The following is a 24,464-nucleotide window of genomic DNA, read 5'->3' on the forward strand; positions in this document are numbered from 1 at the left end:
CGGGTGAGCTTCGATCTCGTCATCTTCGATTGCGACGGCGTGCTGGTCGACAGCGAGGTGATCTCCTGTCGCGCGCATGCCGACACGCTGACGCGGCACGGCTTTCCGATCACGCCCGACGGCGTGCTGAAGCGTTTCCTCGGCGTATCCGACCACGAGGCGCGGCGGATCGTCGAAAGCGAGATCGACCGCGCGCTGCCAGAGAGCTTCGAGGCCGAGGTCAAGCACGCGACCCTCAGTCTCTATGCCGACGATCTCAGCGCGATCGCGCATGTCGGTGAGGCGATCGCCGCGCTCGATCTGCCGAAATGCGTGGCGTCGAGCGGCACGCCGGAGAAGATCCATCACGGCCTGACCTGCGCCGGGCTCTACCACCAGCTCGCGCCACATATCTTCTCCGCCACGCAGGTCAAGCGCGGCAAGCCGGCGCCCGATCTGTTCCTGTTCGCGGCCACCCGGATGGGCGCCAGCCCCGCGCGCTGTATCGTGATCGAGGACAGCGTGGCCGGCGTCACCGGCGCCCGCGCCGCCGGGATGACCGTGCTCGGTTTTTACGGCGGCAGCCACTGCACGGCGGAACATGAGGACATGCTGCGCCAGGCCGGCGCGGCCATAACCTTCGCAGATATGCGCCAATTGCCCGATTTGATCGCCCAAGCCGGCCAAAAACACGGCTCGATCGCTGGATTTTCCCCGGTTTAAGCCTTATTTGAGCAACGGCGCCCTGATGGCGCCGTTTCCATTTTCGCATTCAGGGTTCCATGACGACGCCGCGCAAGCTGCACATCAAGTCCTATGGCTGCCAGATGAACGTCTACGATGCGCAGCGCATGGTGGACACGCTGGCCGGCGAGGGCTTTGTCGAGACTGCGAGCGCCGAAGACGCCGACCTCGTGATCCTCAACACCTGCCACATCCGCGAGAAGGCGTCGGAAAAGGTCTACTCCGAACTCGGACGGCTCCGCGTCACCAAGGATGAGGCCGCGCGCCAGGGCCGCGAGATGAAGATCGCGGTCGCCGGCTGCGTCGCGCAGGCCGAAGGCGCCGAGATCATCCATCGTGCGCCGACCGTCGACATCGTGGTCGGGCCGCAGAGCTATCATCATCTGCCAGCACTCCTGAAGCGCGCCCAGGAAAACGGCCGCGCACTCGAAACCGAATTCCCGGTCGAGGACAAGTTCAGCTTCCTGCCGCAGCCGAAGCCCGGCGCGATCCGCGCCCGCGGCATCTCCGCCTTCGTCACGGTGCAGGAAGGTTGCGACAAGTTCTGCACCTTCTGCGTGGTGCCCTATACGCGCGGCGCGGAAGTCTCGCGGCCGGTCGCGAAGATCATCGACGACGTCAAGCAACTCACTGATAACGGCGTGCGCGAAATCACGCTGATCGGACAGAACGTCAACGCCTATCATGGCGAGGGCCCCGACGGCCGCGCCTGGCCGCTAGGCAAATTGTTGCAGCGGCTCGCGGAAATTCCCGGCGTCACGCGGCTGCGCTATTCCACCAGCCATCCGCGCGACGTCGACGACGACCTGATCGCGGCGCATCGCGATTTGCCCCAGCTGATGCCGTTCGTGCACCTGCCGGTGCAATCGGGGGCCGGACCGGATCCTGACCGCCATGAACCGCAAGCATACCGCCGATGACTACCGGCGCGTCATCGACCGGTTCCGGGCCGCGCGGCAAGACATTGCTTTTTCATCAGATTTTATCGTGGGCTTCCCCGGCGAGACCGCGGAAGAATTTTCCGCCACTCTCGCGCTTGTCACGCAAATCGGGTACGCTGCGGCGTATTCATTCAAGTATTCGCCTCGGCCAGGCACGCCGGCGGCGGAGATGCGGGAGACGGTGTCAGCAGCCGAGATGGACGAGCGCTTGGGGCGGCTTCAGGAATTGATCGACAGCCAGCAATCGGCCTTCAACCGGGCTGCGATTGGCACAACGGTCGATGTGCTGTTCGAGCGTGCCGCGCGCAATCCGGGCCAGATCGTCGGCCGGACCGCCTATCTGCAGCCCGCCCATGTGATCGCGTCGCCTGACATCATCGGCCAGGTCCTCCCGGTGAGGATCGACAGCCTCGAGCGCTACAGCCTGATCGGCGAGCTCGCGACCCAATCCGCATCCGGCCTCATTTCGCAGACCATTGGAGCCTGAAATCCTTGCCCAAAAGCGCATCGGATTCGTCTTCGCTAGCTCCCAGCCGCAAACCTGACCGCGACATGCAAGTGCCACCTGAGACCCAGGTCGTCATCGATTTCGACGACAACCGTGCCGCATCCGCGCTGGTCGGCCCTTACGGACAGAATCTGGCGCTGATCGAGCGGCGGCTCGGCGTCGTGGTCGATTCCCGCGGCAATCATCTCACCATCGCGGGCTCCCGCGACGGCTGCGACGCGGCGCGGCGCGTGCTCGAGACCCTGTATGCGCAGGCCATCGAGGGGCACGACCTCGATCAGGGCGAAGTCGAAGGCGCGATCCGCGCCGTGATCGCGCAGGGCTCGCTGTTCGAGTTCGACAACAAGACTGCCAAGCCGACGTTTGAAACGATCAATCTGCGCAAGCGTCCGGTGCGCGCCCGCACCGCGGCGCAGGATTCCTACATCCGCGCGCTGAAGCGGCATGAATTGGTGTTCGGTATCGGCCCGGCCGGCACCGGCAAGACCTGGCTCGCGGTCGCTCACGCAGCACAGCTGTTCGAGCGCAAGGAAGTCGATCGCATCATCCTGACGCGGCCCGCGGTCGAGGCGGGCGAGCGGCTCGGCTTCCTGCCCGGCGATCTCAAGGAGAAGGTCGATCCGTATCTGCGCCCGATCTACGATGCGCTGTACGATCTGATGGATGCCCGCGTCGTCGAGCGCGCGCTGCAGGGCAACGAGATCGAGATCGCGCCGCTCGCCTTCATGCGCGGCCGCACCCTGACCAACGCCGCCATCATCCTCGACGAGGCGCAGAACACCACGACGATGCAGATGAAGATGTTCCTGACGCGTCTTGGCGAGAACAGCCGGATGATCGTCACCGGCGATCCGTCGCAGGTCGACCTGCCGCACGGCCAGGCTTCGGGGCTCACGGAAGCCGTGAAGCTGCTCGACGGCGTCGAAGGCATCGCGCAGGTGCATTTCAAGGCCGAGGACGTCATCCGCCATGAATTGGTGGCGCGCATTGTGGCCGCCTATGAGGGATTGCCGCAAAAGCCGGCAAACGCCAGATCTTGAGACCACTAGCTTCGGCCGCGAGCCCGCGCGGTGCGGGTTCCGGCCCTAACGCAGATTTTGAAACGAACGTGTCCGCTTTTCCTGCAACCGAGGTTCTCGTCACCGCCGAATGCTGGCAGGCCGAGCCCGATGCCGACGCGGTGATTCACCGCGCCATCGAGGCCGCCGCCACAATCGCCGATGCCGATGTCGCGGATGCCGAGCTTGCGGTGATGCTGACCGACGACGTCGGGATCCGCACCCTGAACGCCAACTGGCGCAGCATCGACAAGCCGACCAACGTGCTGTCGTTTCCGGCGCTGCAGCCGGAAAGCGCCGGCGGACCCGACGATGCCCCGCGCATGCTCGGCGATATCGCGATCGCCTATCAGACGACGCGGCGGGAAGCCGATGAAGAACAGAAACCGTTCGACCACCATTTGAGCCATCTCGCGGTGCATGGCTTCCTGCATCTGATCGGGTACGACCACGAGAACGACGACGATGCCGAGGACATGGAGGCGCTCGAGCGCGAGATCCTCTCCTCCCTCGGCATTCCCGACCCCTATGCGGACCGGATCGCCTGACATGCCGGATTCCGACCCGACCCATGACAATCCGCGCAACGTGAGCAACCTGCCCGCCGTCGTGCACGAAGGCGAGGTGCAGCGCCCGGCGGCCGAAGGCTGGCTGGTGCGCGCGATCCGCACGCTGTTCGGCTGGAAGGCCGGCTCGGTGCGCGACGATTTGCAGGTGGTGCTCGACGCCTCGACGCCCGACGATGTCGGCTTCTCGGCGATCGAGCGCACCATGCTGCGCAACATCCTTTCGCTGAACGAGCGGCGGATCGCCGACGTCATGATCCATCGCGCCGACATCGTCGCGGTCAAGCGCGACATCCCGCTCGGCGAATTGATGAGCCTGTTCGAGAGCGCGGCGCATTCGCGGCTCGTCGTCTACAACGAAACGCTCGACGACCCCGAGGGCATGGTGCACATCCGCGACCTGCTCGCCTTTATGACCGCGAAGGCGCGCGTCACCGACGCGACCAAGACCAAGCGCAAGAAGCCGTTCCCGGCCGGGCTCGATCTGCGCAGCGTCGATCTCGCGCTGCCGCTGGCGGATGCCCATATCATCCGCAAGCTGCTCTACATCCCGCCGTCGATGCGCGCGATCGACCTGTTGGCGCAGATGCAGGCCTCGCGCATCCATCTCGCGCTGGTGGTCGACGAATATGGCGGCACCGACGGGCTGGTGTCGATCGAGGACATCGTCGAGCAGATCGTCGGCGAGATCGACGACGAGCACGATTCCGACGAGCCGCCGTCGATTGTCCGCCAGCCGGACAACTCCTTCATCGCCGACGCGCGCGCCAGCCTCGACGATGTCCGTTCGGTGATCGGCGAAGACTTCGTCACCGGCGAGGCCGGCGAGGAGGTCGAGACGCTGGGCGGCTATCTCGTGTCGTTCGTCGGCCGCCTGCCGGTGCGCGGCGAGGTGATTTCCGGTCCGGGCAATTACGAGGTCGAGGTGCTCGACGCCGATCCGCGTCGGGTCAAGCGTGTGCGGGTAACGACCCGCAAGGAACGGCCGGCGCCGCGCAAGGAGCGCGAGCGGCGCCGCGAGCAGGCACCGGATTCCGGCAATCCGCAGGCGAATGACAACATGCCGCCGCCCGGCGAGGGAGCCGGTCCGCAGTGAGGCTTTCCGACAAGCTCCGATCGATCGGTCTCGCCGTCATCCTGACATGGGGATGGAAGCGCGTCGTGCTCGCGCTCGCGGCCGGCGCCTTGTCCTCGCTGGCGATGGCGCCGTTCAACGCCTGGCCGGTGCTGTTTCTGACGTTTTCGATCGCGGTCTGGCTGATCGATGGCAGCGCTGCGGGACGCTGGCGCGGCGTACCCGCCGCAGCGCTGTCCGGCTTCTGGTTCGGCGTCGGCTATTTCGTGCCGGGACTGTACTGGATCGGCTACGCCTTCTTCGTCGATGCAGACACTTTCGCCTGGCTGACGCCGTTCGCGGTGCTCGGCCTGCCCGCCTATCTCGCTTTGTTCACCGCCTTCGGCTTCGCGCTCGCACGGCTGATCTGGCCGCGCGACGCTTCGCGCGTGCTGGCGCTGGCGGTCGGGCTTACGATTTCGGAATGGCTGCGCGGCCATCTCCTCAGCGGCTTTCCGTGGAATGCGTTCGGCTACGCACTGACCGAACCCCTGGCGCTGGCGCAGACCGCATCGCTGATCGGGCTGTGGGGCATGACGTTCCTGGCAGTCGCGATCTTCGCAAGTCCCGCCGTTCTGATCGACGGCGCCTCGCGCGGCCGCAAGCCGTGGCGCGCGCCGGTGGCCGCGGTGCTGGTTCTCGCCGCGATGCTGGCGTTCGGTGCGGTGCGCCTCTCGCAACAGCCGACCAGCATGGTCAGCGGCGTCAAGCTACGCATCATGCAGCCCGATCTGCAGCAGGACGCCAAGTTCAACTACTCCGCCAAGGCGGCGGTGATGCAGAAATATCTCACTCTGTCGGATCGTGCGTCCGGGCCGCATTCGACCGGAGTGAGCGACGCCACCATCCTGATCTGGCCGGAATCCGCGTTTCCGTTCTTCCTGACCAAGGAAGCCGACGCGATGGCGCAGATTGCCGACTTGCTGCCGAAGGGAACCGTGCTGATCACCGGCTCGGTGCGCGCGCCCGATCTGCCGCCCGGCGTCCGCGTCACGCGCGCATATAATTCGATCTACGTCATCGATCATGACGGCAGCGTGCTTGCGGTCTACGACAAGCTGCACCTTGTCCCATTCGGAGAGTATCTGCCGTTCCAGGACTGGATGGAGAAGCTCGGCTTCGTGCAGCTCACCAAGGTGCAGGGCGGCTTCATTCCCGGCACGATCCGCCGGACGCTCGATATTCCGAACACGCCGCGCGCGCTGCCCTTGATCTGCTACGAGGCGATCTTCCCCGGCAATGTCGTGAGCCGCGACGACCGTCCCGGCTGGATCATCAACGTCACCAATGACGGCTGGTTCGGGATCTCGACCGGCCCCTATCAGCATCTGCAGCAGGCCCGGCTGCGCTCGATCGAGGAAGGCCTGCCGATGGTGCGCGCCGCGAATACGGGCATATCGGCCATCATCGACCCGCTCGGGCGGATTGTGGCCCAACTCGGGCTCGGCATCGAAGGCGTGCTCGATGCAGGCCTGCCGGCGGCCATCGCGCCGACGATCTATGCGCGTGTCGGAAACCTCCCCGCCGCTGTGATTGTGTTAGTTGCCCTCGCAATCGTATTGCGGAGGCGTTTTGTCAGGCGAAAGGCCTGACGGCGCTTATCGCCGGTTGTCACACGAACCCGAAAAAGTGTCGAAATTTACCTCAGCGTGATTCCACCTGTTGACAGATCGACCGTGCACTTCGCATTGTACGGGTCCACGCGAAATCACAAGCCAAGTCAGCCCCTTTGCGCAAATTGTCCGCATTTCGTCCCGATCCTCCTTGCAGGATTTGACGGCACCGGCGCCTGAGGCATACTCCACGTCCAACTTGCCTCACCCCCGGGCGCGCAATCCCTTAGGAGAGTTGGAGATGTCCACCAAAGCGCCCAATCCTGTTGACAAATATGTCGGCAGCCGCGTCCGTATGCGACGCATCATGCTCGGCATGAGCCAGGAAAAACTGGGCGAGGCGTTAGGCCTGACGTTCCAGCAGGTGCAGAAATACGAGAAGGGCACCAACCGTGTCGGCGCCAGCCGGCTGCAGCAGATCTCCGAAATCCTGCAGGTGCCGGTCTCCTTCCTGTTCGATGGCGGCCCGAGCGGCGTCAAGACCGCCGACGGCTTCAGCGAGGGCCCCTCGCCGGCCTACGTGTCCGATTTTCTGGCAACCGCCGAAGGCCTGGCCCTGACCCGTGCGTTCACGCGGATCGCGGACGCCAAGCTCCGCCGCAGCATCGTCGAACTGGTCGAGCAGATTGCGGCGCGCGAGGCGGCCGAACAGGGCTGATTCGGCCATATCCGTTTGAGAGATCGTCAAATCTGGAATATGTCATTCCGGCGCGCGTTAAAGCGTGACGAGTTCCGATGCAATCTCGTCGCGCGCTAGCTCCTTGATCGAGCATGACCTTTCGTAAAACCGCGTCACACTTTACCGGATCGTGCTTCGGCGCGTGCGCTGAATGACAAAGCGAATTTACAGGCGACGACAACAACATGGCCAGCAATCCGTTCGAAACCGCTGATATCCTCGACGGCATTCGCCGCTGGGTCGAGATCGAATCTCCGACGGAGCGGCCGGATCAGGTCAACAAGCTCGCCGATCACGTCGCATCGGGCTATCGCGATCTGCCGGCCACCGTCGACCGCATTGCCGGACGCGGCGGCTGCGGCGATCACCTGGTGACGCGCTCGTCCTGGGGGCAGGACGCGCCGGGCATTCTGGTGTTGAGCCATCTCGACACAGTTCATCCGATGGGATTCATCGAACGGTTACCATTCAGGATCGAAGGCGACAGCGCGTTCGGCCCGGGCATCTACGACATGAAGGGCGGCGCCTATCTCGCCTATCATGCGTTCCGGCAGATCTGCGCCGCTGACGTGCGCCCGCCGCTCGGCATCACCCAGCTCTACGTATCGGACGAGGAGATCGGCAGCCCGACCTCGCGGGCGCTGATCGAGGCCGAGGGCCGCAAGGCCAAATACGTGCTGGTGACCGAGCCGGCGCGCGACGGCGGCAAGATCGTCACCGGGCGCAAGGGCGTCGCGCGCTTCGACGTGCATATCAAGGGCGCGCCGGCACATGCCGGCACCCGCCCCGAGGATGGCCGCAGCGCGATCCGGGAACTCGGCCATGTGATCCTGGCGCTGGAGGCGATGAACGATCTCAAGCGCGGCGTCACCGTCAATGTCGGCGTGGTCCGCGGCGGCACCAAGCCGAACGTGATCGCCGAAGAGGCCTACGCCGAAGTCGACATGCGCGTGCCGACCATGGCCGACGCCGACGAGCTGGTGCCGAAGATCCTCGGCATCACCTCGCACACCGACGGCGTCACCGTGAAGGTGACCGGGGAATTGAACCGTCCGCCCTATGAGAAGAGCAATGCCGGCGCCGCGCTCTACGAGCACGCCAGGGAGCTTGCAGGCGAACTCGGCTTCGAGCTGATCGATGTGTTCACCGGCGGCGGCTCCGACGGCAATTTCACCGCACCGCATACTGCAACGCTCGACGGACTCGGGGTCGACGGCAAGGGCGCGCATACCCATTACGAGCAGCTCTACATCTCGTCGATCGAGCCCCGCGCGCGCCTGCTCTACCGTCTCTACCAGACGCTGCGATGACACCGGCTCCGAACGACAGCGGCGATCGCGATTCTTCCGACGATGGCGCGATGGCCCATTCGCGCGGCTCGTTCTTCGGGCGGCGCAAGGGCCACAAACTGCGCGCGCACCAGGCCGACCTGATCGACAATCTACTGCCGCATCTTTCGCTCGACATCTCGGCGCCCGCACCCGAGGCGCTGACGGAACTGTTCGATGACGGCATCGACAATGTCAGGCTCGAGATCGGCTTCGGCGGCGGCGAGCATCTGATCGCGGAGGCACAGGCATTTCCGGCGACCGGCTTCATCGGCTGCGAGCCCTATGTCAACGGAATGGCCAAGATCCTGACCCAGATCGAGGCGCACAATATCGGCAATATCCGCCTGTTCGCCGGCGACGCCGCCGAGCTGCTGGCCTGGGCGCCAGCGCGCTCGCTGGCGCGCATCGACCTGATCCATCCCGATCCCTGGCCGAAGCGGCGGCACTGGAAGCGGCGCTTCGTGCAGGATGCAACGGTCGCGGCGATGACCCGGCTGCTCCCGCCGGGCGGCGAATTCCGCTTCGTCAGCGATATCGACGATTACTGCGCCTGGACGCTCGCGCATCTGCTGCGCTCGCCCGACTTCGCCTGGCTCGCCGAGCGCGCGATCGACTGGCTTGAGCCGTGGCCGGACTACACCATGACGCGCTACGGCGCCAAGGCCGAGCGCGAGGGGCGCAAGGCGGCGTATCTGCGATTCAAGCGCTTGCCTTGATGCGTCATTCCGGGGCGTGCGAAGCACGAACCCGGATCGACGAGATGCTATCCCTGCCCGGCCATCCGCGCCTTCCTGACGTCGGTGGCCTCCCAGACCATGCGCTTGCCGGGTTCGCGACCGAGCAGCTCGATCGGATCGTGATTGTCGATGTGGCCGAACTGGCCCTTGTAGACGCTGTAGCCGCACAATTCCTGCAGGCGGCGCGGAAAGCGGGCCGCGGTCTCGCGCGGAATGCCGAGCTGCAGATTCTCCTGCTGCCGCATCCAGCCCCAGCAATAGGCGCAGGAAAAGGCAAAGCGCCTGGCGTCGCTGGTGTTGGCGCCGCCGCCATGCCACAGCGCGCTGTCGAACAGCATCACGCTGCCGGCCGGCATGGTCGCGGTGACGGCGTCATAGTCCTTGCCGTATTCCGGCGACGAATCGAATTTGTGGCTGCGCGGAATGATCCGCGTCGCGCCGTTGTCGTCGCGGAAATCGGACAGCGCCCAGATCGCATTGATCGTGATCGGAATGTGCGGCCGCGGCAGCGGGATCAACTAGGTGTCTTCGTGGATCGGCTGCGCCTCCTGGCCGGGACCGAGCACCAGCGAGCAGAACGACGATAGCAGGCATTCCTTGTCCAGTACGCGCTCGACCACCGGCAGCATGTTCTCATGCAGCGGCACCTCCCAGAACAGATCGTCATAGGTCAGGAGGTTGTTGATGCGCAGCGTCTTGAAACCCTCGAACGACGTCCTGGCAGGTGCGAGATTATGCTCGCTCTCGATTCTCAGCACCGCGTCCTTCAACCCCTCGACCAGGTCCGGCGAGGCGGCGCGCTCGATCACGGTGTATCCGTCGTCGCGGATCCGCTCGGCGTGCGATTGGATGTCGGCGTCCGTCAGCATGGCGATCTCCCCGTTGGCGCTGTGTCGCGCCTTGCATGTGAGCATAGCGGGCCGACCCAATTTTTGGGAAGGGATTTTTGGCACTGCTGCCTCGCCTCGTCATTGCGAGCGAAGCGAAGCAATCCATAGCTCCACTCGCGCGGAAGCATGGATTGCTTCGTCGCTTCGCTTCTCGCAATGACGGAGAAGTTTGTCGCCGACGGTCGCGCGGCGCTCGACTCTAGCGCGACTTCCAGAAGTCCACGACGCGCTGCGCGGTCGACGGCATCAGGCGGACGAAGTTCACCCGCGCGCCTTCGATATCGGCCGGCGACGGCACGCGGTTCGGCCCGAGCCGCATCAGGATCAGGGCGCGCACGGTCGGCCACTCGAACCCGATCGTCTTGCTCGCGATCAGGATCGGATCGTAGCGATCGCCGGAGATCAGGCGATCCAGCGTGACGATCTTCACGCCGGTCATCGCCGCGAGCGACGCCACGCATTCCTCATATTTGAAGGCCTTGGCGAAGCCTGCCACCGCGGCCTCGTTCAATTCGCCGGCGCGATGCAATGCCAGGATTGCGCGCTGCGCGGCAGCGAAATCGCGGCCCTCGACCTGCGCGACGACGCCTTCGATCTCGTTCAGCGCCAGCTTGATCTCGGCCTGCCGTTCCCGCTTGGCGACGACCTGCAACCGGCGGCGGATCACGTCGATCGAACCGGCCAGCAGGCTCTTCAGATGCACGGGCGGAAGATCGTCACGGCGGCCGATCCGCAGCGTGAGCACGCCATCCTGACCGGCGCGCCGCACCAGCGTCGTGAAGGACGCGTCCGAGAATGCGGCGCCCGCATTGCCGGCTGCGCATCGGATGACGTCGCGATCGCCGCGACGGACGATGACATCGGTCAGCGCGGTCGAGAGCTTGGACCGCTCGGCCATCGCCAGCAGATGGCCCTGGCCCTTGGCATTGGCGATATCGAGCAGCACCTTTTCGTCAATCACCGGCGATCGGCGCAGCACCGGCCCCGCGATCGCGACCTCGTCCTCGCGGGCGAGTTGCCCGACCAGATGCCGCGGCGCGTTGGCGAGCGGCGCAAGCCGTTCGGCGAGATCGATCCGTGCAGCAAGGTCGGCATGCGGGACCAGACTGGTCAGCACCCCGTCGAACAGGTCGATATGGTCGGGGCGAAAGCTCGCGGCGCCCTGCAGGAACAGCTCGCCGAGCCGCCGCGCGGCTTCGGCGCGGCGCTTGGGGTCGCCACGGCGAACGATGTCGTCGAGTTCCGGGATCAGCGCGGGGGCTGTCGTCATGAGCCTTGTCCAACCGGCGACTTCTGCCGATTTTCGGCAATCTATGGCCCCGTTCGTAAACGGAGGGTTAGGTCAAACCTGCACCCCGGAGCCCGCAAAATCGTCTCCCGCCGCGCCCGGAGGCCTTGCCGGACCGCGGCAAAAGAGCTATATCCACCGCAACTTATGGTATCTCATACGATCGCGTAGGAGAGTGGGCCCCCCGGGACCCGCTCTTTTTTATTACCTGACGGGACCCAGCGAGGCCGGGTCCAGTTTAGGTAGCGTTAGCGGCCCCTTAAGGCCACCTGAACAACACAACAGACCTCAGACAACCTTAGACAGCCTTTGACACTGGATATGACCGATCCGACCGCCACGCCCGTGGACACCGAACTGCTCGCCGAGCCGCGGCTTGTCGTCGAGCCCGGGGTCGCGGCGCGCGTCGCTGCGGTCGCCGTCCCGGTGCTGCAGGGCATGGGCTATCGCCTGGTCCGCATCAAGGTCTCGGGCGACGCCGGCTGCACCGTGCAGATCATGGCGGAGCGTCCCGACGGCTCGATGCAGCTCGAGGATTGCGAGGCGATCTCGCGCGCGCTGTCGCCGGTGCTCGATGTCGCCGACCCGATCCAGCGCGCCTACCGGTTGGAAATCTCCTCGCCCGGAATTGACCGGCCGCTGGTGCGCCGCTCCGACTTCGAGCGCTACACCGGGCATCTGGTGAAGATCGAGATGGCGGTGGCGCATCAGGGCCGCAAGCGGTTCCGCGGCCTGCTCGCCGGCGTCGAAGGCAATGCGGTGCGCATCAAGCGCGACGATCCGCGTCCCAATGAGGACGCCGAGGTTCTCCTGGTGATGGAGGACATTTCGGACGCGCGACTGGTGCTGACCGACGAGCTGATCGAGGAATCGATGCGCCGCGGCAAGGCCGCCGAGCGCGAGCTGCGCCGCGAGCTCGGCCTCGCGCCGCCGCAGCCGGCCCACGCCAAGAAGAGCGATCCTGCGAAGAGTCAGAAGCCGAAACCCAAGCCTGCTCACAAGCCCGGCGCCAAGCCGGCGCCGACCAACACCAAGAAGCACCGCCTGGCCGCCGAGCGCGCGCGCCGTGGCGAGATCGATCCATTCGAAGGAGACTAAGCCATGGCAGTCAGCGCCAACAAACTCGAACTGCTGCAGATCGCAGACGCAGTTGCGCGCGAAAAGTCGATCGACCGCTCCATCGTGATCGCGGCGATGGAAGACGCCATCGCCAAGGCCGCGCGTGCCCGCTACGGCAGCGAGACCGACGTCCATGCCGAGATCGACGCAAAGAAGGGCGAGCTGCGATTGACGCGCCACATGCTGGTGGTCGATGTCGTCGAGAACTCGTCGAACCAGATTTCGCTGCACGACGCGCAGCGCGCCAATCCGGGCGCCCAGGTCGGCGATACCATCGCCGACACGCTGCCGCCGCTGGAGTATGGCCGCATCGCCGCGCAATCCGCCAAGCAGGTGATCGTGCAGAAGGTGCGCGAGGCCGAGCGCGACCGGCAGTACCAGGAATTCAAGGACCGCATCGGCGACATCGTCAACGGCATCGTCAAACGCGTCGAATATGGCAGCGTGATCGTCGACCTCGGCCGTGGCGAAGCGATCGTGCGCCGCGACGAGATGCTGCCGCGCGAAGTGTTCCGCAACGGCGACCGCGTCCGCGCCTATATCTTCGACGTCCGCCGCGAGACCCGCGGTCCGCAGATCTTCCTGTCGCGAACCCACCCGCAGTTCATGGCGAAGCTGTTCGCGCAGGAAGTGCCCGAAATCTACGACGGCATCGTCGAGATCAAGGCGGTCGCCCGCGATCCGGGCTCGCGCGCCAAGATCGGCGTGATCTCACGCGATTCCTCGGTCGATCCGGTCGGCGCCTGCGTCGGTATGCGCGGATCGCGCGTGCAGGCCGTGGTGAACGAGCTACAGGGCGAGAAGATCGACATCATTCCGTGGTCGCCCGACATCGCGACCTTCGTCGTCAACGCGCTGGCGCCAGCTGAAGTCGCCAAGGTCGTGATCGACGAAGACCGCGAGCGCATCGAGGTCGTGGTTCCCGACACCAACAACCAGCTCTCTCTGGCGATCGGCCGCCGCGGCCAGAATGTCCGCCTCGCCTCGCAGCTGACCGGCTGGGACATCGACATCCTGACCGAGCAGGAAGAGTCGGAACGTCGCCAGGCCGACTTCGAGAACTCGACCCGCGTGTTCATGGAAGCGCTCAATGTCGACGAGGTGGTCGGCCAGTTGCTCGCCTCGGAAGGCTTCACCTCGGTCGAGGAACTCGCGCTGGTCGACGTCAAGGAACTCGCCGGTATCGAGGGTTTCGACGAGGAGACCGCCACCGAGCTGCAGACCCGCGCCCGCGAATATCTGGAGCAGCTTGAGGCTGAACTCGAGGCCAAGCGCAAGGAACTCGGCGTCGAGGACGCCATGAAGGATGTGCCCGGCGTCACCGGCAAGATGCTGGTGAAGCTCGGCGAGAACGACGTGAAGACCGTCGAGGATCTGGCCGGCTGCGCCACCGACGATCTGGTCGGCTGGACCGAGCGCAAGGAAGGCGGCGAGCCGACCAAGCATGCCGGGTTCCTCGATGGCATCGAGGTCTCCCGCGACGAGGCCGAGGCCATGATCATGCAGGCCCGTCTGAAGGCCGGCTGGATCACCGAGGCCGACCTTGCCAAGCCTGCTGAGGAGGCCGAGGCCGCCGAAGCAGAAGCGGCATCGTAAGGAGATGCCCCACGGATGCTCGCTCAGGCTGACCCCGATCTCGACGATGGACCGCGGACGCAGAAGTCCGCGACCACGCGGATGTGCGCGGTCAGCCGCGAGGTGCGTCCGATCGACGAACTGATCCGGTTCGTCATCGCGCCCACGGGCGAGGTGATCCCGGATCTCAAGCGCAAGCTGCCGGGCCGCGGAATGTGGGTTTCCGCATCGCGGCGCAGCGTTGCGGAAGCCGTCCGTCGTCACCAATTTAGCAAGGGATTCAAGCGCGATGTCCGGGTCGCGCCGACCCTTCCCGCCGACACCGACGCCCTCCTGGTCCGCAGCGTCACCGAGGCCCTGGCGATGGCCGCCAAGGCCGGGCAGGTCGTCGCGGGCTTCGGCAAGGTCGAGGACGCACTCAACCGGAACGAAACTGCCGCCCTGATCCACGCTTCGGATGGCGCGGCGGACGGAATCCGCAAATTGGACGGGATCGTCAGGCAAAGGGGCGAAAAACGTGGTGAATCGCCGGTAATCGCCATCGTCAATGTTTTGACGTCGGAAGAATTGGATTTGGCACTTGGGCGGTCAAATGTGATACATGCTGCGCTGCTCGCGGGCCCGGCGAGCAAGACGTTCCTGTCGCGCTGCCAGTTGCTGGTCCGATACCGGATGGCCGACGACGACAAGACCGCCGAAGCGGCCAGAAATTCCAGAGCCTGATCCAGGAGGGCGGATGCCGTCTTTCCGACCGGATCATGCTCAGCAAACGACGACAGTTGAAGGATTTGTGCGGCATACGCACAGCGAAACGAGATTAGGACTGCTGAATGGTTGATACCAAGACCCCTGGCGACAAGACTCTGAGTGTCCCGAGCAAGACGTTGTCGCTGAAGCCGCGCGTCGAGACGGGCACCGTGCGCCAGAGCTTCAGCCACGGCCGGACCAAGCAGGTCGTGGTCGAGAAACGCGGCAAGCGTCGCGTCGGCGGCGATGGCCCCGGCGAGGCGCATGCGCCGGAACCCGTGGTTGCAAAGCCGGCGGCACCGGCCCCGAGGCCGCCGCAGGGCCGCCCCTCGGGCCCGCCTCCCGGCCAGCAACAGCGCAACACCCGCTCCGGCGTGGTGCTGCCGACCTTGACCGAAGACGAGCGTTCAGCCCGTGCCAGCGCGCTTGCCGACGCGCGTCTGCGCGACATCGAGGAGCGCCGCCAGGCCGAAGAGGAAGCCAAGCGCCGCGCCGCCCGCGAGGCTGCCGAGAAGGTCGAGCGCGAGGCCGCCGAGGCCCGCCGCAAGGCGGAAGAGGAGCGTCACCGCCACGAGGAAGAGGCCAAGCGCAAGGCCGAGGTCGAAGCCAAGCGCCGCTTCGGCGAAGGCGAAGCCAAGCCCGGCGCGGCACCTGCCGCTGCACCGGCCAAGCCTGCCACAGCCGCACCCGCATCTGCTCCGGCCGCCCGCGCGCCCGCAGGCCGCCCGACGACCACGACAACCGCGCGCACTGCGGCGGCCGCTGTGCCGACGAAGCCGCCGGCCGTTGCCGCCGAAGCTGACGAAGATGAAGGTCCGCGTCTGGTGCGCCGCCCCGGCGGCATCGTACGCCCCGCGGCTGCGCCGAAGACCACCCACAAGCCCGGCCCGCAGAAGCAGCGCGGCCGCCTGACCGTGACCACCGCGCTCAACGTCGACGAAGTGCGCGAGCGTTCGATCGCCTCGTTCCGACGCCGCACCCAGCGCCTGAAGGGACATGCGTCGAACGAGCAGAAGGAAAAGCTGGTCCGCGAAGTCGTCATCCCGGAAGCGATCACGATCCAGGAGCTCGCGAACCGCATGTCGGAGCGCGCGGTCGATGTCATCCGCATGCTGATGAAGCAGGGCGCGATGCACAAGATCACCGACGTGATCGACGCCGACACCGCGCAACTGATCGCCGAAGAACTCGGCCACAGCGTCAAGCGCGTCGCCGCGTCCGACGTCGAGGAAGGCCTGTTCGACGTTGTCGACGATTCCACCGACACCGAGCCGCGTTCGCCCGTGGTCACCGTCATGGGCCACGTCGACCACGGCAAGACCTCGCTGCTCGACGCGCTGCGCCACGCCAATGTGGTGTCGGGCGAAGCCGGCGGCATCACCCAGCACATCGGTGCCTATCAGGTGACTTCGCCGGAAAGCGGCAAGAAGATCACCTTCATCGATACGCCCGGCCACGCCGCGTTCACCGCGATGCGCGCCCGCGGCGCCAAGGTCACCGACATCGTCGTGCTGGTGGTCGCGGCCGATGACGGCGTGATGCCGCAGACGATCGAAGCGATCAACCACGCCAAGGCGGCCAAGGTGCCGATGATCGTGGCGATCAACAAGATCGACAAGCCCGATGCACGGCCCGAGCGCGTGCGCACCGAATTGCTGCAGTACGAGGTGCAGGTCGAATCCCTCGGCGGCGACGTGGTCGACGTCGAGGTCTCGGCCAAGAACAAGACCAATCTCGACCGACTGCTCGAAATGATCGCGCTGCAGGCCGAAATCCTCGACCTGAAGACCAATTCGCAGCGTCCGGCGGAAGGCACCGTGATCGAAGCCAAGCTCGATCGCGGCCGCGGCCCGGTCGCGACCGTGCTGGTGCAGCGCGGCACGCTGCGGATCGGCGACATCATCGTGGCCGGCGCCGAGATGGGCCGCGTCCGCGCGTTGATCTCCGACCAGGGCGAGAATCTCGACGAGGCCGGCCCGTCCGTGCCGGTCGAGGTGCTCGGCTTCAACGGTCCGCCGGAAGCCGGCGACCGTCTCGCTGTGGTCGAGAACGAAGCCCGCGCCCGCCAGGTCACGAGCTACCGCGCGCACCAGAAGCGCGAGAACGCGGCTGCCTCGATCTCCGGCATGCGCGGCTCGCTCGAGCAGATGATGTCGCAGCTCAAGACCGCGGGCCGCAAGGAGTTCCCGCTGATCGTCAAGGCCGACGTGCAGGGCTCGCTGGAAGCGATCCTGGGCTCGCTGGAGAAGCTCGGCACCGACGAAGTCGCCGCCCGCATCCTGCATGCCGGCGTCGGCGGTATCTCGGAGTCCGACGTCACGCTGGCGGAAGGCTTCAACGCCGCGATCATCGGCTTCTCGGTCCGAGCCAACAAGGAAGCGGCGGCCGCAGCCAAGCGCAACGGCATCGAGATCCGCTACTACAACATCATCTACGACCTCGTGGATGACATCAAAAAGGCGATGTCCGGCCTGCTCGCGCCCACGCTGCGCGAAACTATGCTTGGCAACGCGCAGATCCTGGAAGTGTTCAACATTTCCAAGGTCGGCAAGGTCGCGGGCTGCCGCGTCACCGACGGCACCGTGGAACGCGGCGCCAATGTTCGCCTGATCCGCGACAACGTCGTGGTGCACGAAGGCAAGCTGTCGACGCTGAAGCGCTTCAAGGATGAAGTGAAGGAAGTGGTCGCCGGCCAGGAGTGCGGCATGGCATTCGAGAACTACGGCGACATGCGTGTCGGCGACGTGATCGAATGTTACCGCATCGAGACGATCCAGCGCTCTCTGTAAGTCCAAATCTTACGAAGCGCAGATCTTACTAAGCGTTGGGTCCATTTAGCTGAGAATGCGACGACGTGGCCGGACTTTTAGTCCGGCCACCGGCGCATCGTCCGATTGAAAGCAATGCTAGACATTGATGCCCGCGGCCAAGGCCGGCGGGCGCGACGGTTTTGGAAGAAGGTCATGCCCCGTCAAAAGAAGAGTTCCAGCCCCGGCGGATCGCAACGTCAGCTACGCGTCGGCGAAACGGTTCGCCACGCAGTTGCCGAGATTCTGTCGCAAGGTGAGGTCCACGATCCCGATCTGGAAGGCCACATCATCACCGTTCCCGAGGTGCGTATGTCGCCGGACCTGAAGCTCGCCACGGTTTACGTGATGCCGCTCGGCGGACGCGACACCGACGCGGTGATCGCCGCGCTCGAGCGCAACAAGAAGTTCCTTCGCGGCGAGATCGCGCATCGCGTCAACCTGAAATTTGCACCCGACATTCGCTTCCGCGTCGATGAGCGATTCGACGAGGCGGAGCGCATCGAGAAACTACTGCGGACACCTGCGGTGCAGCGAGACCTTGCACCCGATTCGGACGACGAGTGATGACTGTGATGACGACCAACAGCGTGATCGAGGCGAAGGATGCCGACGCGCGCGACGCTGAGCGGGATGCTTTTGCCGGGCCGCGCACCGACGATGCGCGCCGCACCAACAACGACCCGCGCCAGAAGCAGGGCAAGCAGAACCAGCAGCCGCGCCGCGACAAGCGCGACGTCCATGGCTGGGTGGTGCTCGACAAGCCGATCGGAATGACCTCGACGCAGGCCGTCGCCGTGCTCAAGCGCCTGTTCCAGGCCAAGCGCGCCGGCCATGCCGGCACGCTCGATCCGCTCGCCTCCGGCGGCCTGCCGATCGCGCTGGGCGAGGCCACCAAGACGGTGCCGTTCGTGATGGACGGCCGCAAGCGCTACCGCTTCACGGTCAGCTGGGGCGAGGAACGCGACACCGACGACACCGAGGGACGGCCGGTCAGGACCAGCGAGAGCCGGCCGACCGCCGATTCGATCCGCCAGCTGCTGCCGCGCTTCACCGGGGTGATCGAGCAGATCCCGCCGCAATATTCTGCCATCAAGGTGCAGGGCGAGCGGGCCTATGACCTGGCGCGCGACGGCGAGACCGTGGAACTGAAGCCCCGCCCGGTCGAGATTCACGAATTAACCCTTGTGGAACATGGAGATAACGGACAATCCGTGTTCGAGGCCGAGTGCGGCAAGGGAACCTATGTCCGGGCCTTGGCCCGAGATATGGGCCGGATTCTGGGCTGTTTTGGCCATATCTGCGCCCTGCGGCGGACCCTGGTCGGTCCGTTTACCGAGCGGGACATGATTCCGCTGGAACAGTTGGAGGCTTTATGCAATAGAGCCGCGTCTGGCGAGGGCAGCCTCGCCGACGCGCTTTTGCCCGTTGAGACCGCGCTGGACGACATCCCGGCACTGGCCGTCACACGGGCTGATGCGGCAAGGCTCCACCGGGGCCAAGCCGTTTTGTTGCGCGGACGGGATGCGCCCAATACCAGCGGCACAGTCTATGTCACGGTGGCAGGCCGGCTTCTCGCGCTTGCCGAAATTGGCAATGGCGAACTCATCCCCAAGCGCGTGTTCAACCTGAACGGACTGACTGCCGGTCCGGCTCGCAACAATGAAAGTAACTGACGATGTCGATTACCGCCGAACGCAAAGCGGAAGTCATCAAGACGAATGCCAACAAAGCCGGCGACACCGGCTCGCCCGAGGTTCAGGTCGCGATCTTGTCGGAACGCATCAATAACCTCACCGAGCACTTCAAGAGCCATGTGAAGGACAACCATTCACGCCGCGGCCTCCTGAAGCTGGTGTCGACGCGTCGCTCCCTGCTTGACTACATCAAGCGCAAGGACGAGGCGCGCTACAAGGCGCTGCTCGAAAAGCACAACATCCGTCGTTGATTTGAGAAGCACGCGCGCGGGGTTCGCGCGCGTTTTCGCATGGTCGTCCGTGAACTCGGGCTTTCGAATTGTCGAAAGATGATCATGCGCAACAGCATGGCCATCGCGCCATGCACTAGCGTCCAGCAGCAATCCGGCCGCTGGACCGGGCAAGATGCCCAGATGACCGAAAGGATGGACGCCATCCGAAATCCAGGGACCATGGCAGGATCGCCGGATGCTGACCGCAGCAGCGCATCAGTGTCTCGCCGTCTTGGCATGGTCTTTGTGTTTCAGGGCGCCGTGCTTTCGTGAAACCATGAAAGAAAACCGAAATGTTCAATTCGCATTCCGTCGAGATCGACTGGGGTGGACGTCCCCTCAAACTTGAAACCGGCAAGATCGCCCGTCAGGCCGACGGCGCCGTGATGGCCACCTACGGCGAGACCGTGGTGCTCGCCACCGTCGTCGCCGCGAAGTCGCCGCGCGAAGGCGTCGACTTCCTGCCGCTCACCGTCGACTACCAGGAGAAGACCTACGCCGCGGGCCGCATTCCCGGCGGCTATTTCAAGCGCGAAGGCCGTCCGACGGAAAAGGAGACGCTGGTCTCCCGCCTGATCGACCGCCCGATCCGTCCGCTGTTCGTCGACGGCTGGCGCAACGAGACCCAGGTGATCGTCACCGTCCTGTCGCACGACATGGAGAACGATCCGGACATCGTATCGCTGGTCGCAGCCTCCGCCGCCCTGACGCTGTCGGGCGCGCCGTTCAAGGGCCCGATCGGCGCCGCGCGCGTCGGCTTCGCCAATGACGAATACGTGCTCAACCCGACGCTCGACGAGATGACCGAGACCCAGCTCGATCTCGTCGTCGCCGGCACCGCCGACGCCGTGCTGATGGTCGAATCGGAAGCCAAGGAGCTCAACGAAGACGTGATGCTCGGCGCGGTCATGTTCGGCCACCGCCACTTCCAGCCCGGTCATCAACGCGATCATCGAGCTCGCCGAGAAGGCCGCCAAGGAGCCGCGCGAAGTCACCACGATCGACAATTCCGAGATCGAGAAGGAGATGCTCGGCATTGCCGAGCAGGATCTCCGCAAGGCCTACGCGATCCCGGTCAAGCAGGAACGCTATGCCGCGGTCGGCGCCGTCAAGGAGAAGGTGCTGGCGCACTTCTTCCCGGAAGGCCAGGAGCCGAAATACGACAAGCTCCGCGTCGCCGGCGTGTTCAAGGAACTGGAAGCCAAGATCGTCCGCTGGAACATCCTCGACACCGGCAAGCGCATCGACGGCCGTGACGCCAAGACCGTGCGCAACATCATCGCCGAAGCCGGCGTGCTGCCGCGCGCCCACGGCTCGGCGCTGTTCACCCGCGGTGAGACCCAGGCGATGGTGGTGACCACGCTCGGCACCGGCGAGGACGAGCAGTACATCGACGCGCTGTCGGGGACGTACAAGGAAACGTTCCTGCTGCACTACAACTTCCCGCCCTACTCGGTCGGTGAAACCGGTCGCCTCGGCGGCACCAAGCGCCGCGAGATCGGCCACGGCAAGCTCGCCTGGCGCGCGATCCACCCGGTGCTGCCGCCGCATCACGAGTTCCCGTACACGATCCGCGTGGTCTCCGAGATCACCGAGTCGAACGGCTCGTCCTCGATGGCTTCGGTCTGCGGCGCCTCGCTGTCGCTGATGGATGCCGGCGTGCCGCTGAAGCGGCCGACCGCCGGTATCGCCATGGGCCTGATCCTCGAAGGTCAGCGCTTCGCGGTGCTGTCGGACATCCTCGGCGACGAGGATCATCTCGGCGACATGGACTTCAAGGTCGCCGGCACCGACCAGGGCATCACCTCGCTCCAGATGGACATCAAGATCGAGGGCATCACCGAGGAGATCATGAAGGTGGCGCTCGGCCAGGCCAAGGAAGGACGCATCCACATCTTGGGTGAAATGTCCAAGGCCCTGACCGCGGCGCGCGCCGAGCTCGGCGAATACGCGCCGCGCATCGAGACCTTCAAGATTGCCACCGACAAGATCCGCGAAGTGATCGGCACCGGCGGCAAGGTGATCCGCGAGATCGTCGAGAAGACCGGCGCCAAGGTCAACATCGAGGACGACGGCACCGTGAAGGTCGCCTCCAACGACGGCGAGGCGATGAAGGCTGCGATCAAGTGGATCAAGTCCATCGCCTCCGATCCGGAGGTCGGCCAGATCTACGAGGGCACCGTCGTCAAGGTGATGGAGTTCGGCGCGTTCGTGAACTTCTTCGGCGCCAAGGACGGCCTCGTCCACATCAGCCAGCTCGCGGCCAGCCGCGTGCAGAAGACCTCCGACGTCGTCAAGGAAGGCGACAAGGTCAAGGTCAAGCTGCTCGGCTTCGACGATCGCGGCAAGACCCGCCTGTCGATGAAGGCGGTCGACCAGGAGACCGGCGAGGACCTCGAGGCCAAGCAGAAGACCGACGCACCGGCCCCGCGCGAAGCTGCCGGCGAGTAAGCCTGTCTGGAATGAAACAACGAAGGGCGGCCGAAGGGCCGCCCTTTTTGTTTGGTGCGAGGTTTGAACGCGCCCGGCACATTGCAGAGCAAGGCTCGCTGGCGGCGAACGGCTGCGCTAGATTTGAGAGCTCCGCGAGATGCTCGCCGGCTTTCTTGTCCCGACATCCGCGGCGGGAGGAATCAAGTGATGACGCTGCCGACCATCCGCCCTGTCGCCTAATTGACCAACATCTCGACCTGAGGTCACGCGATTTGCCGATCCGTCGTGCGTTGCCAATTCGTGGCGGACGCGCGATGTAACGGACGCCGTTCGTCCATGCCAAAGAAGGGACCGCACCATGATCAAGCTGTACTGGTCGCCGCGCTCGCGCTCATTCTCCGCCATCTGGCTGCTGGAAGAATCCGGCCTGGCTTACGAACGGGTGCTGACCGACATCAGCACCGGCGCGCAGAAGTCGCCGGAGTTCCTCAAGATCAACCCGATGGGCAAGGTGCCGGCGTTGACCGACGGCGACGCCCAGCTCGCCGAGGCCGCGGCGATCTGCGCCTATATCGCCGACCGCTATCCGGAGACGAAGCCCGCGCCGGCCACCAACGATCCGAAGCGCGCACGCTATCTGCAATGGCTGTTCTTCTCGCCGAGCTGCATCGAGCCGGCGCTGATCCAGCTCTTCACCAAGCTCGAGGTGCCGACCAGCACCGCGGCATGGGGCAGCGCGGCGCAGGTGTTCGACGTGCTCGATGCCGAGTTGCAGAAGGGGCAATGGATCCTCGGCGATCAGTTCTCCGCCGCCGACATCGCGATCGGCGCGGGGCTGAACTTTGCGGTGCGCGTGTTCAAGATGGTGCCGCCGCGGCCGTCATTCGAGGCCTATATCGACCGCTGCGTGGCGCGGCCCGCGTTCCAGCGCGCAGAGAAGATCGCGGCGGGGTAACGCAGCGACGTAGCCCGGACGAACGAGATCATCAAATGATGGAGTTGCGCTGCTCCGACCTCTCCCTTGAAAAGGGGAGGTCGCTTTGCTCGCCAGAGCAAAGCGGGTGGAGATCTGCTCTCTCCGCGTAAAGCGGAGCCTTTGGCTGGATCCCCCATCCCGACCTTCCCCCTTTCAGGGGGAAGGGGAATAGCCGACGAAGCAGTGGATTCCCAAAAGGCCCTAGCCCGGGACGACGCGAGGATCGACGTCCTGCGTGTAGTCGACGCCGTCGATGCCGAAGCCGAACAGGCGGAGGAACTGGCTCTTGTATTCGCCGAGATCCGCCAATTCGCCGAGCGTCTCGGTGGTGAGCAGCGGCCAGCGCCGCGACACTTCCGTCTGCACTTCGGGCGAAAGCTCCCAATCGTCGACCCGAATGCGCTGCGCATCGTCGAGCTCGACGCCCTTGCCGAGGCGGGTGCGGAACAGGCGGTCGATCTGCTCGATGCAGCCCTCATGGAGCCCGAGTTGCTTCATCACCTTGAACAGCACCGTGCCATAGAGCGGCACCACCGGAATCGCCGAGCTCGCCTGTGTAACTACGGCCTTCAGCGCGACGACGCGGGCGGCGTCCGCACCAAGCCGGGCCCGGATCGCTTCCGCCTTGCTGTCGAGATCGACCTTGGCGCGGCCGAGCGTGCCGTTCCAGTAGATCGGCCAGGTCAGCTCGCTGCCGATATAGGTGTAATTGAGCGTCCGGAAGCCCGGCGCCAGCACGCCGGCATCGGCGAGCTGGTCGATCCAGCGCTTCCAGTCATCGCCGCCCATCACCGCAACCGTGGCCGCGGTTTGATCCTCGTTCGCAGGCTCGAGGGTGGTCTGGAAGACCTCGCCGGTCTCGGTGTCGAGCGTTTTGATCTCGACCGGCGCGCCCAGCGGCTTGATGACCGAGCGATAGGTCTTGCCAGTGTCGGGGTCGGTCCGGACCGGCGCCGCCATGCTGTAGACCAGCAAGTCGAGCTGTCCGAATTTTTCGCGCACACGCTCGATGAAGTCTTTCTTCATCTCGTCGGAGAAGGCATCGCCCTCAAGCGTGAGCGGCGAGCGTCCGATCTTCTGGGCCTCGATCTCGAAGGCGCGGTTGTTGTACCAGCCGGCGCTGGCACTCCTCTTTTCCGACGGTTCGCGCTCCAACGATACGCCGATCGTGTCCGCGCCGCCGGCGAAGGTCGCGACGATGCGGCTCGCGAGGCCGTAGCCCGTCGAGCAGCCCAGCACGGCGACCCGTTTCGGGCAGTCCGCGATCGGGCCCTGCTTGAGAACGTAGGCGATCTGTTCGCGGACATTCGTGGCGCAGCCGACCGGATGTGCCGTCGTGCAGATGAAGCCTCGCACGCGCGGTTCAATAATCATTCCCACCCCATTCCGG

The 24,464-nt window shown here is 65.2% G+C and carries 18 protein-coding genes and 3 pseudogenes; 18 read left to right on the forward strand and 3 right to left on the reverse strand.

What is annotated here, in order from left to right; translation table 11 throughout:
- Positions 1 to 3: 3 nt before the first annotated feature.
- The 9 genes and pseudogenes from ACVW1C_RS18795 to trmB all read left to right on the forward strand — a co-directional run bounded on the left by ACVW1C_RS18795 (position 4) and on the right by trmB (position 9,249).
- A complete protein-coding gene (locus tag ACVW1C_RS18795; protein ID WP_456759706.1) occupies positions 4 to 702 on the forward strand; it encodes an HAD family hydrolase in 699 nt (232 codons plus the stop codon).
- Positions 703 to 761: 59 nt separating this feature from the next.
- Positions 762 to 2,151 (forward strand): annotated as a pseudogene (gene miaB, locus ACVW1C_RS18800) (tRNA (N6-isopentenyl adenosine(37)-C2)-methylthiotransferase MiaB).
- 65 nt (positions 2,152 to 2,216) lie between these two features.
- Positions 2,217 to 3,212, forward strand: coding sequence for a PhoH family protein (locus ACVW1C_RS18805; protein ID WP_456759707.1), 996 nt, complete (start codon positions 2,217 to 2,219; stop codon positions 3,210 to 3,212).
- Positions 3,213 to 3,280: 68 nt separating this feature from the next.
- A complete protein-coding gene (gene ybeY, locus ACVW1C_RS18810) occupies positions 3,281 to 3,778 on the forward strand; it encodes an rRNA maturation RNase YbeY (RefSeq protein WP_456759708.1) in 498 nt (165 codons plus the stop codon).
- Between the two features lies 1 nt (position 3,779).
- Positions 3,780 to 4,892: a hemolysin family protein gene (locus ACVW1C_RS18815; RefSeq protein WP_207834320.1), complete on the forward strand. Its 1,113-nt coding sequence runs from the start codon at positions 3,780 to 3,782 to the stop codon at positions 4,890 to 4,892.
- Positions 4,889 to 6,502 (forward strand): apolipoprotein N-acyltransferase, encoded by a 1,614-nt coding sequence (gene lnt / locus ACVW1C_RS18820; RefSeq protein WP_456759709.1) that lies wholly within the window; start codon positions 4,889 to 4,891, stop codon positions 6,500 to 6,502. The genes ACVW1C_RS18815 and lnt overlap by 4 nt, the downstream gene beginning before the upstream one ends.
- A gap of 262 nt (positions 6,503 to 6,764) precedes the next feature.
- Positions 6,765 to 7,181 carry a helix-turn-helix domain-containing protein gene (locus tag ACVW1C_RS18825; RefSeq protein WP_456759710.1) on the forward strand — a complete coding sequence of 139 codons (417 nt, stop codon included), beginning with the start codon at positions 6,765 to 6,767 and terminating at the stop codon, positions 7,179 to 7,181.
- Positions 7,182 to 7,387: 206 nt separating this feature from the next.
- Positions 7,388 to 8,512: a M20 family metallopeptidase gene (locus ACVW1C_RS18830; protein WP_456759711.1), complete on the forward strand. Its 1,125-nt coding sequence runs from the start codon at positions 7,388 to 7,390 to the stop codon at positions 8,510 to 8,512.
- Positions 8,509 to 9,249 carry a tRNA (guanosine(46)-N7)-methyltransferase TrmB gene (trmB, locus tag ACVW1C_RS18835; RefSeq protein ID WP_456759712.1) on the forward strand — a complete coding sequence of 247 codons (741 nt, stop codon included), beginning with the start codon at positions 8,509 to 8,511 and terminating at the stop codon, positions 9,247 to 9,249. The genes ACVW1C_RS18830 and trmB overlap by 4 nt, the downstream gene beginning before the upstream one ends.
- Before the next feature lie 47 nt (positions 9,250 to 9,296).
- Here trmB and ACVW1C_RS18840 read toward each other — a convergent pair.
- Positions 9,297 to 10,184 (reverse strand): annotated as a pseudogene (locus tag ACVW1C_RS18840) (phytanoyl-CoA dioxygenase family protein).
- Between the two features lie 175 nt (positions 10,185 to 10,359).
- Complete coding sequence (locus tag ACVW1C_RS18845) at positions 10,360 to 11,430, reverse strand: DUF2336 domain-containing protein (protein WP_456759713.1); 1,071 nt, start codon at positions 11,428 to 11,430, stop codon at positions 10,360 to 10,362.
- Positions 11,431 to 11,769: 339 nt separating this feature from the next.
- On the opposite strand from ACVW1C_RS18845, the gene rimP reads away from it, so the two are divergent.
- From rimP to ACVW1C_RS18890, 9 genes and pseudogenes are all read left to right on the forward strand, one after another.
- The gene (rimP, locus tag ACVW1C_RS18850) at positions 11,770 to 12,546 is read left to right on the forward strand and encodes a ribosome maturation factor RimP (protein WP_456759714.1); all 777 of its coding nucleotides are present in this window, start codon (positions 11,770 to 11,772) and stop codon (positions 12,544 to 12,546) included.
- Between the two features lie 3 nt (positions 12,547 to 12,549).
- The gene (nusA, locus tag ACVW1C_RS18855; protein ID WP_173639716.1) at positions 12,550 to 14,163 is read left to right on the forward strand and encodes a transcription termination factor NusA; all 1,614 of its coding nucleotides are present in this window, start codon (positions 12,550 to 12,552) and stop codon (positions 14,161 to 14,163) included.
- Positions 14,164 to 14,178: 15 nt separating this feature from the next.
- Positions 14,179 to 14,865, forward strand: a complete 687-nt coding sequence (locus ACVW1C_RS18860; protein WP_456759715.1) for an RNA-binding protein — start codon at positions 14,179 to 14,181, stop codon at positions 14,863 to 14,865.
- Positions 14,866 to 14,972: 107 nt separating this feature from the next.
- Positions 14,973 to 17,678 carry a translation initiation factor IF-2 gene (infB, locus tag ACVW1C_RS18865; RefSeq protein ID WP_456759716.1) on the forward strand — a complete coding sequence of 902 codons (2,706 nt, stop codon included), beginning with the start codon at positions 14,973 to 14,975 and terminating at the stop codon, positions 17,676 to 17,678.
- Between the two features lie 174 nt (positions 17,679 to 17,852).
- A complete protein-coding gene (rbfA, locus tag ACVW1C_RS18870) occupies positions 17,853 to 18,263 on the forward strand; it encodes a 30S ribosome-binding factor RbfA (protein ID WP_092120693.1) in 411 nt (136 codons plus the stop codon).
- Positions 18,263 to 19,372: a tRNA pseudouridine(55) synthase TruB gene (truB, locus tag ACVW1C_RS18875; RefSeq protein WP_456759717.1), complete on the forward strand. Its 1,110-nt coding sequence runs from the start codon at positions 18,263 to 18,265 to the stop codon at positions 19,370 to 19,372. The genes rbfA and truB overlap by 1 nt, the downstream gene beginning before the upstream one ends.
- Before the next feature lie 2 nt (positions 19,373 to 19,374).
- Positions 19,375 to 19,644 (forward strand): 30S ribosomal protein S15, encoded by a 270-nt coding sequence (gene rpsO, locus ACVW1C_RS18880; protein WP_016844725.1) that lies wholly within the window; start codon positions 19,375 to 19,377, stop codon positions 19,642 to 19,644.
- A 314-nt stretch (positions 19,645 to 19,958) separates the two neighbouring features.
- Positions 19,959 to 22,116: pseudogene (pnp, locus tag ACVW1C_RS18885) on the forward strand (polyribonucleotide nucleotidyltransferase).
- A 340-nt stretch (positions 22,117 to 22,456) separates the two neighbouring features.
- Complete coding sequence (locus tag ACVW1C_RS18890; protein WP_456759718.1) at positions 22,457 to 23,053, forward strand: glutathione S-transferase family protein; 597 nt, start codon at positions 22,457 to 22,459, stop codon at positions 23,051 to 23,053.
- Positions 23,054 to 23,275: 222 nt separating this feature from the next.
- Here ACVW1C_RS18890 and fabV read toward each other — a convergent pair whose 3' ends face one another.
- Positions 23,276 to 24,448, reverse strand: a complete 1,173-nt coding sequence (gene fabV / locus ACVW1C_RS18895; protein WP_456759719.1) for an enoyl-ACP reductase FabV — start codon at positions 24,446 to 24,448, stop codon at positions 23,276 to 23,278.
- Positions 24,449 to 24,464 lie beyond the last annotated feature (16 nt).

The organism is Bradyrhizobium sp. USDA 4011 (assembly GCF_054063415.1).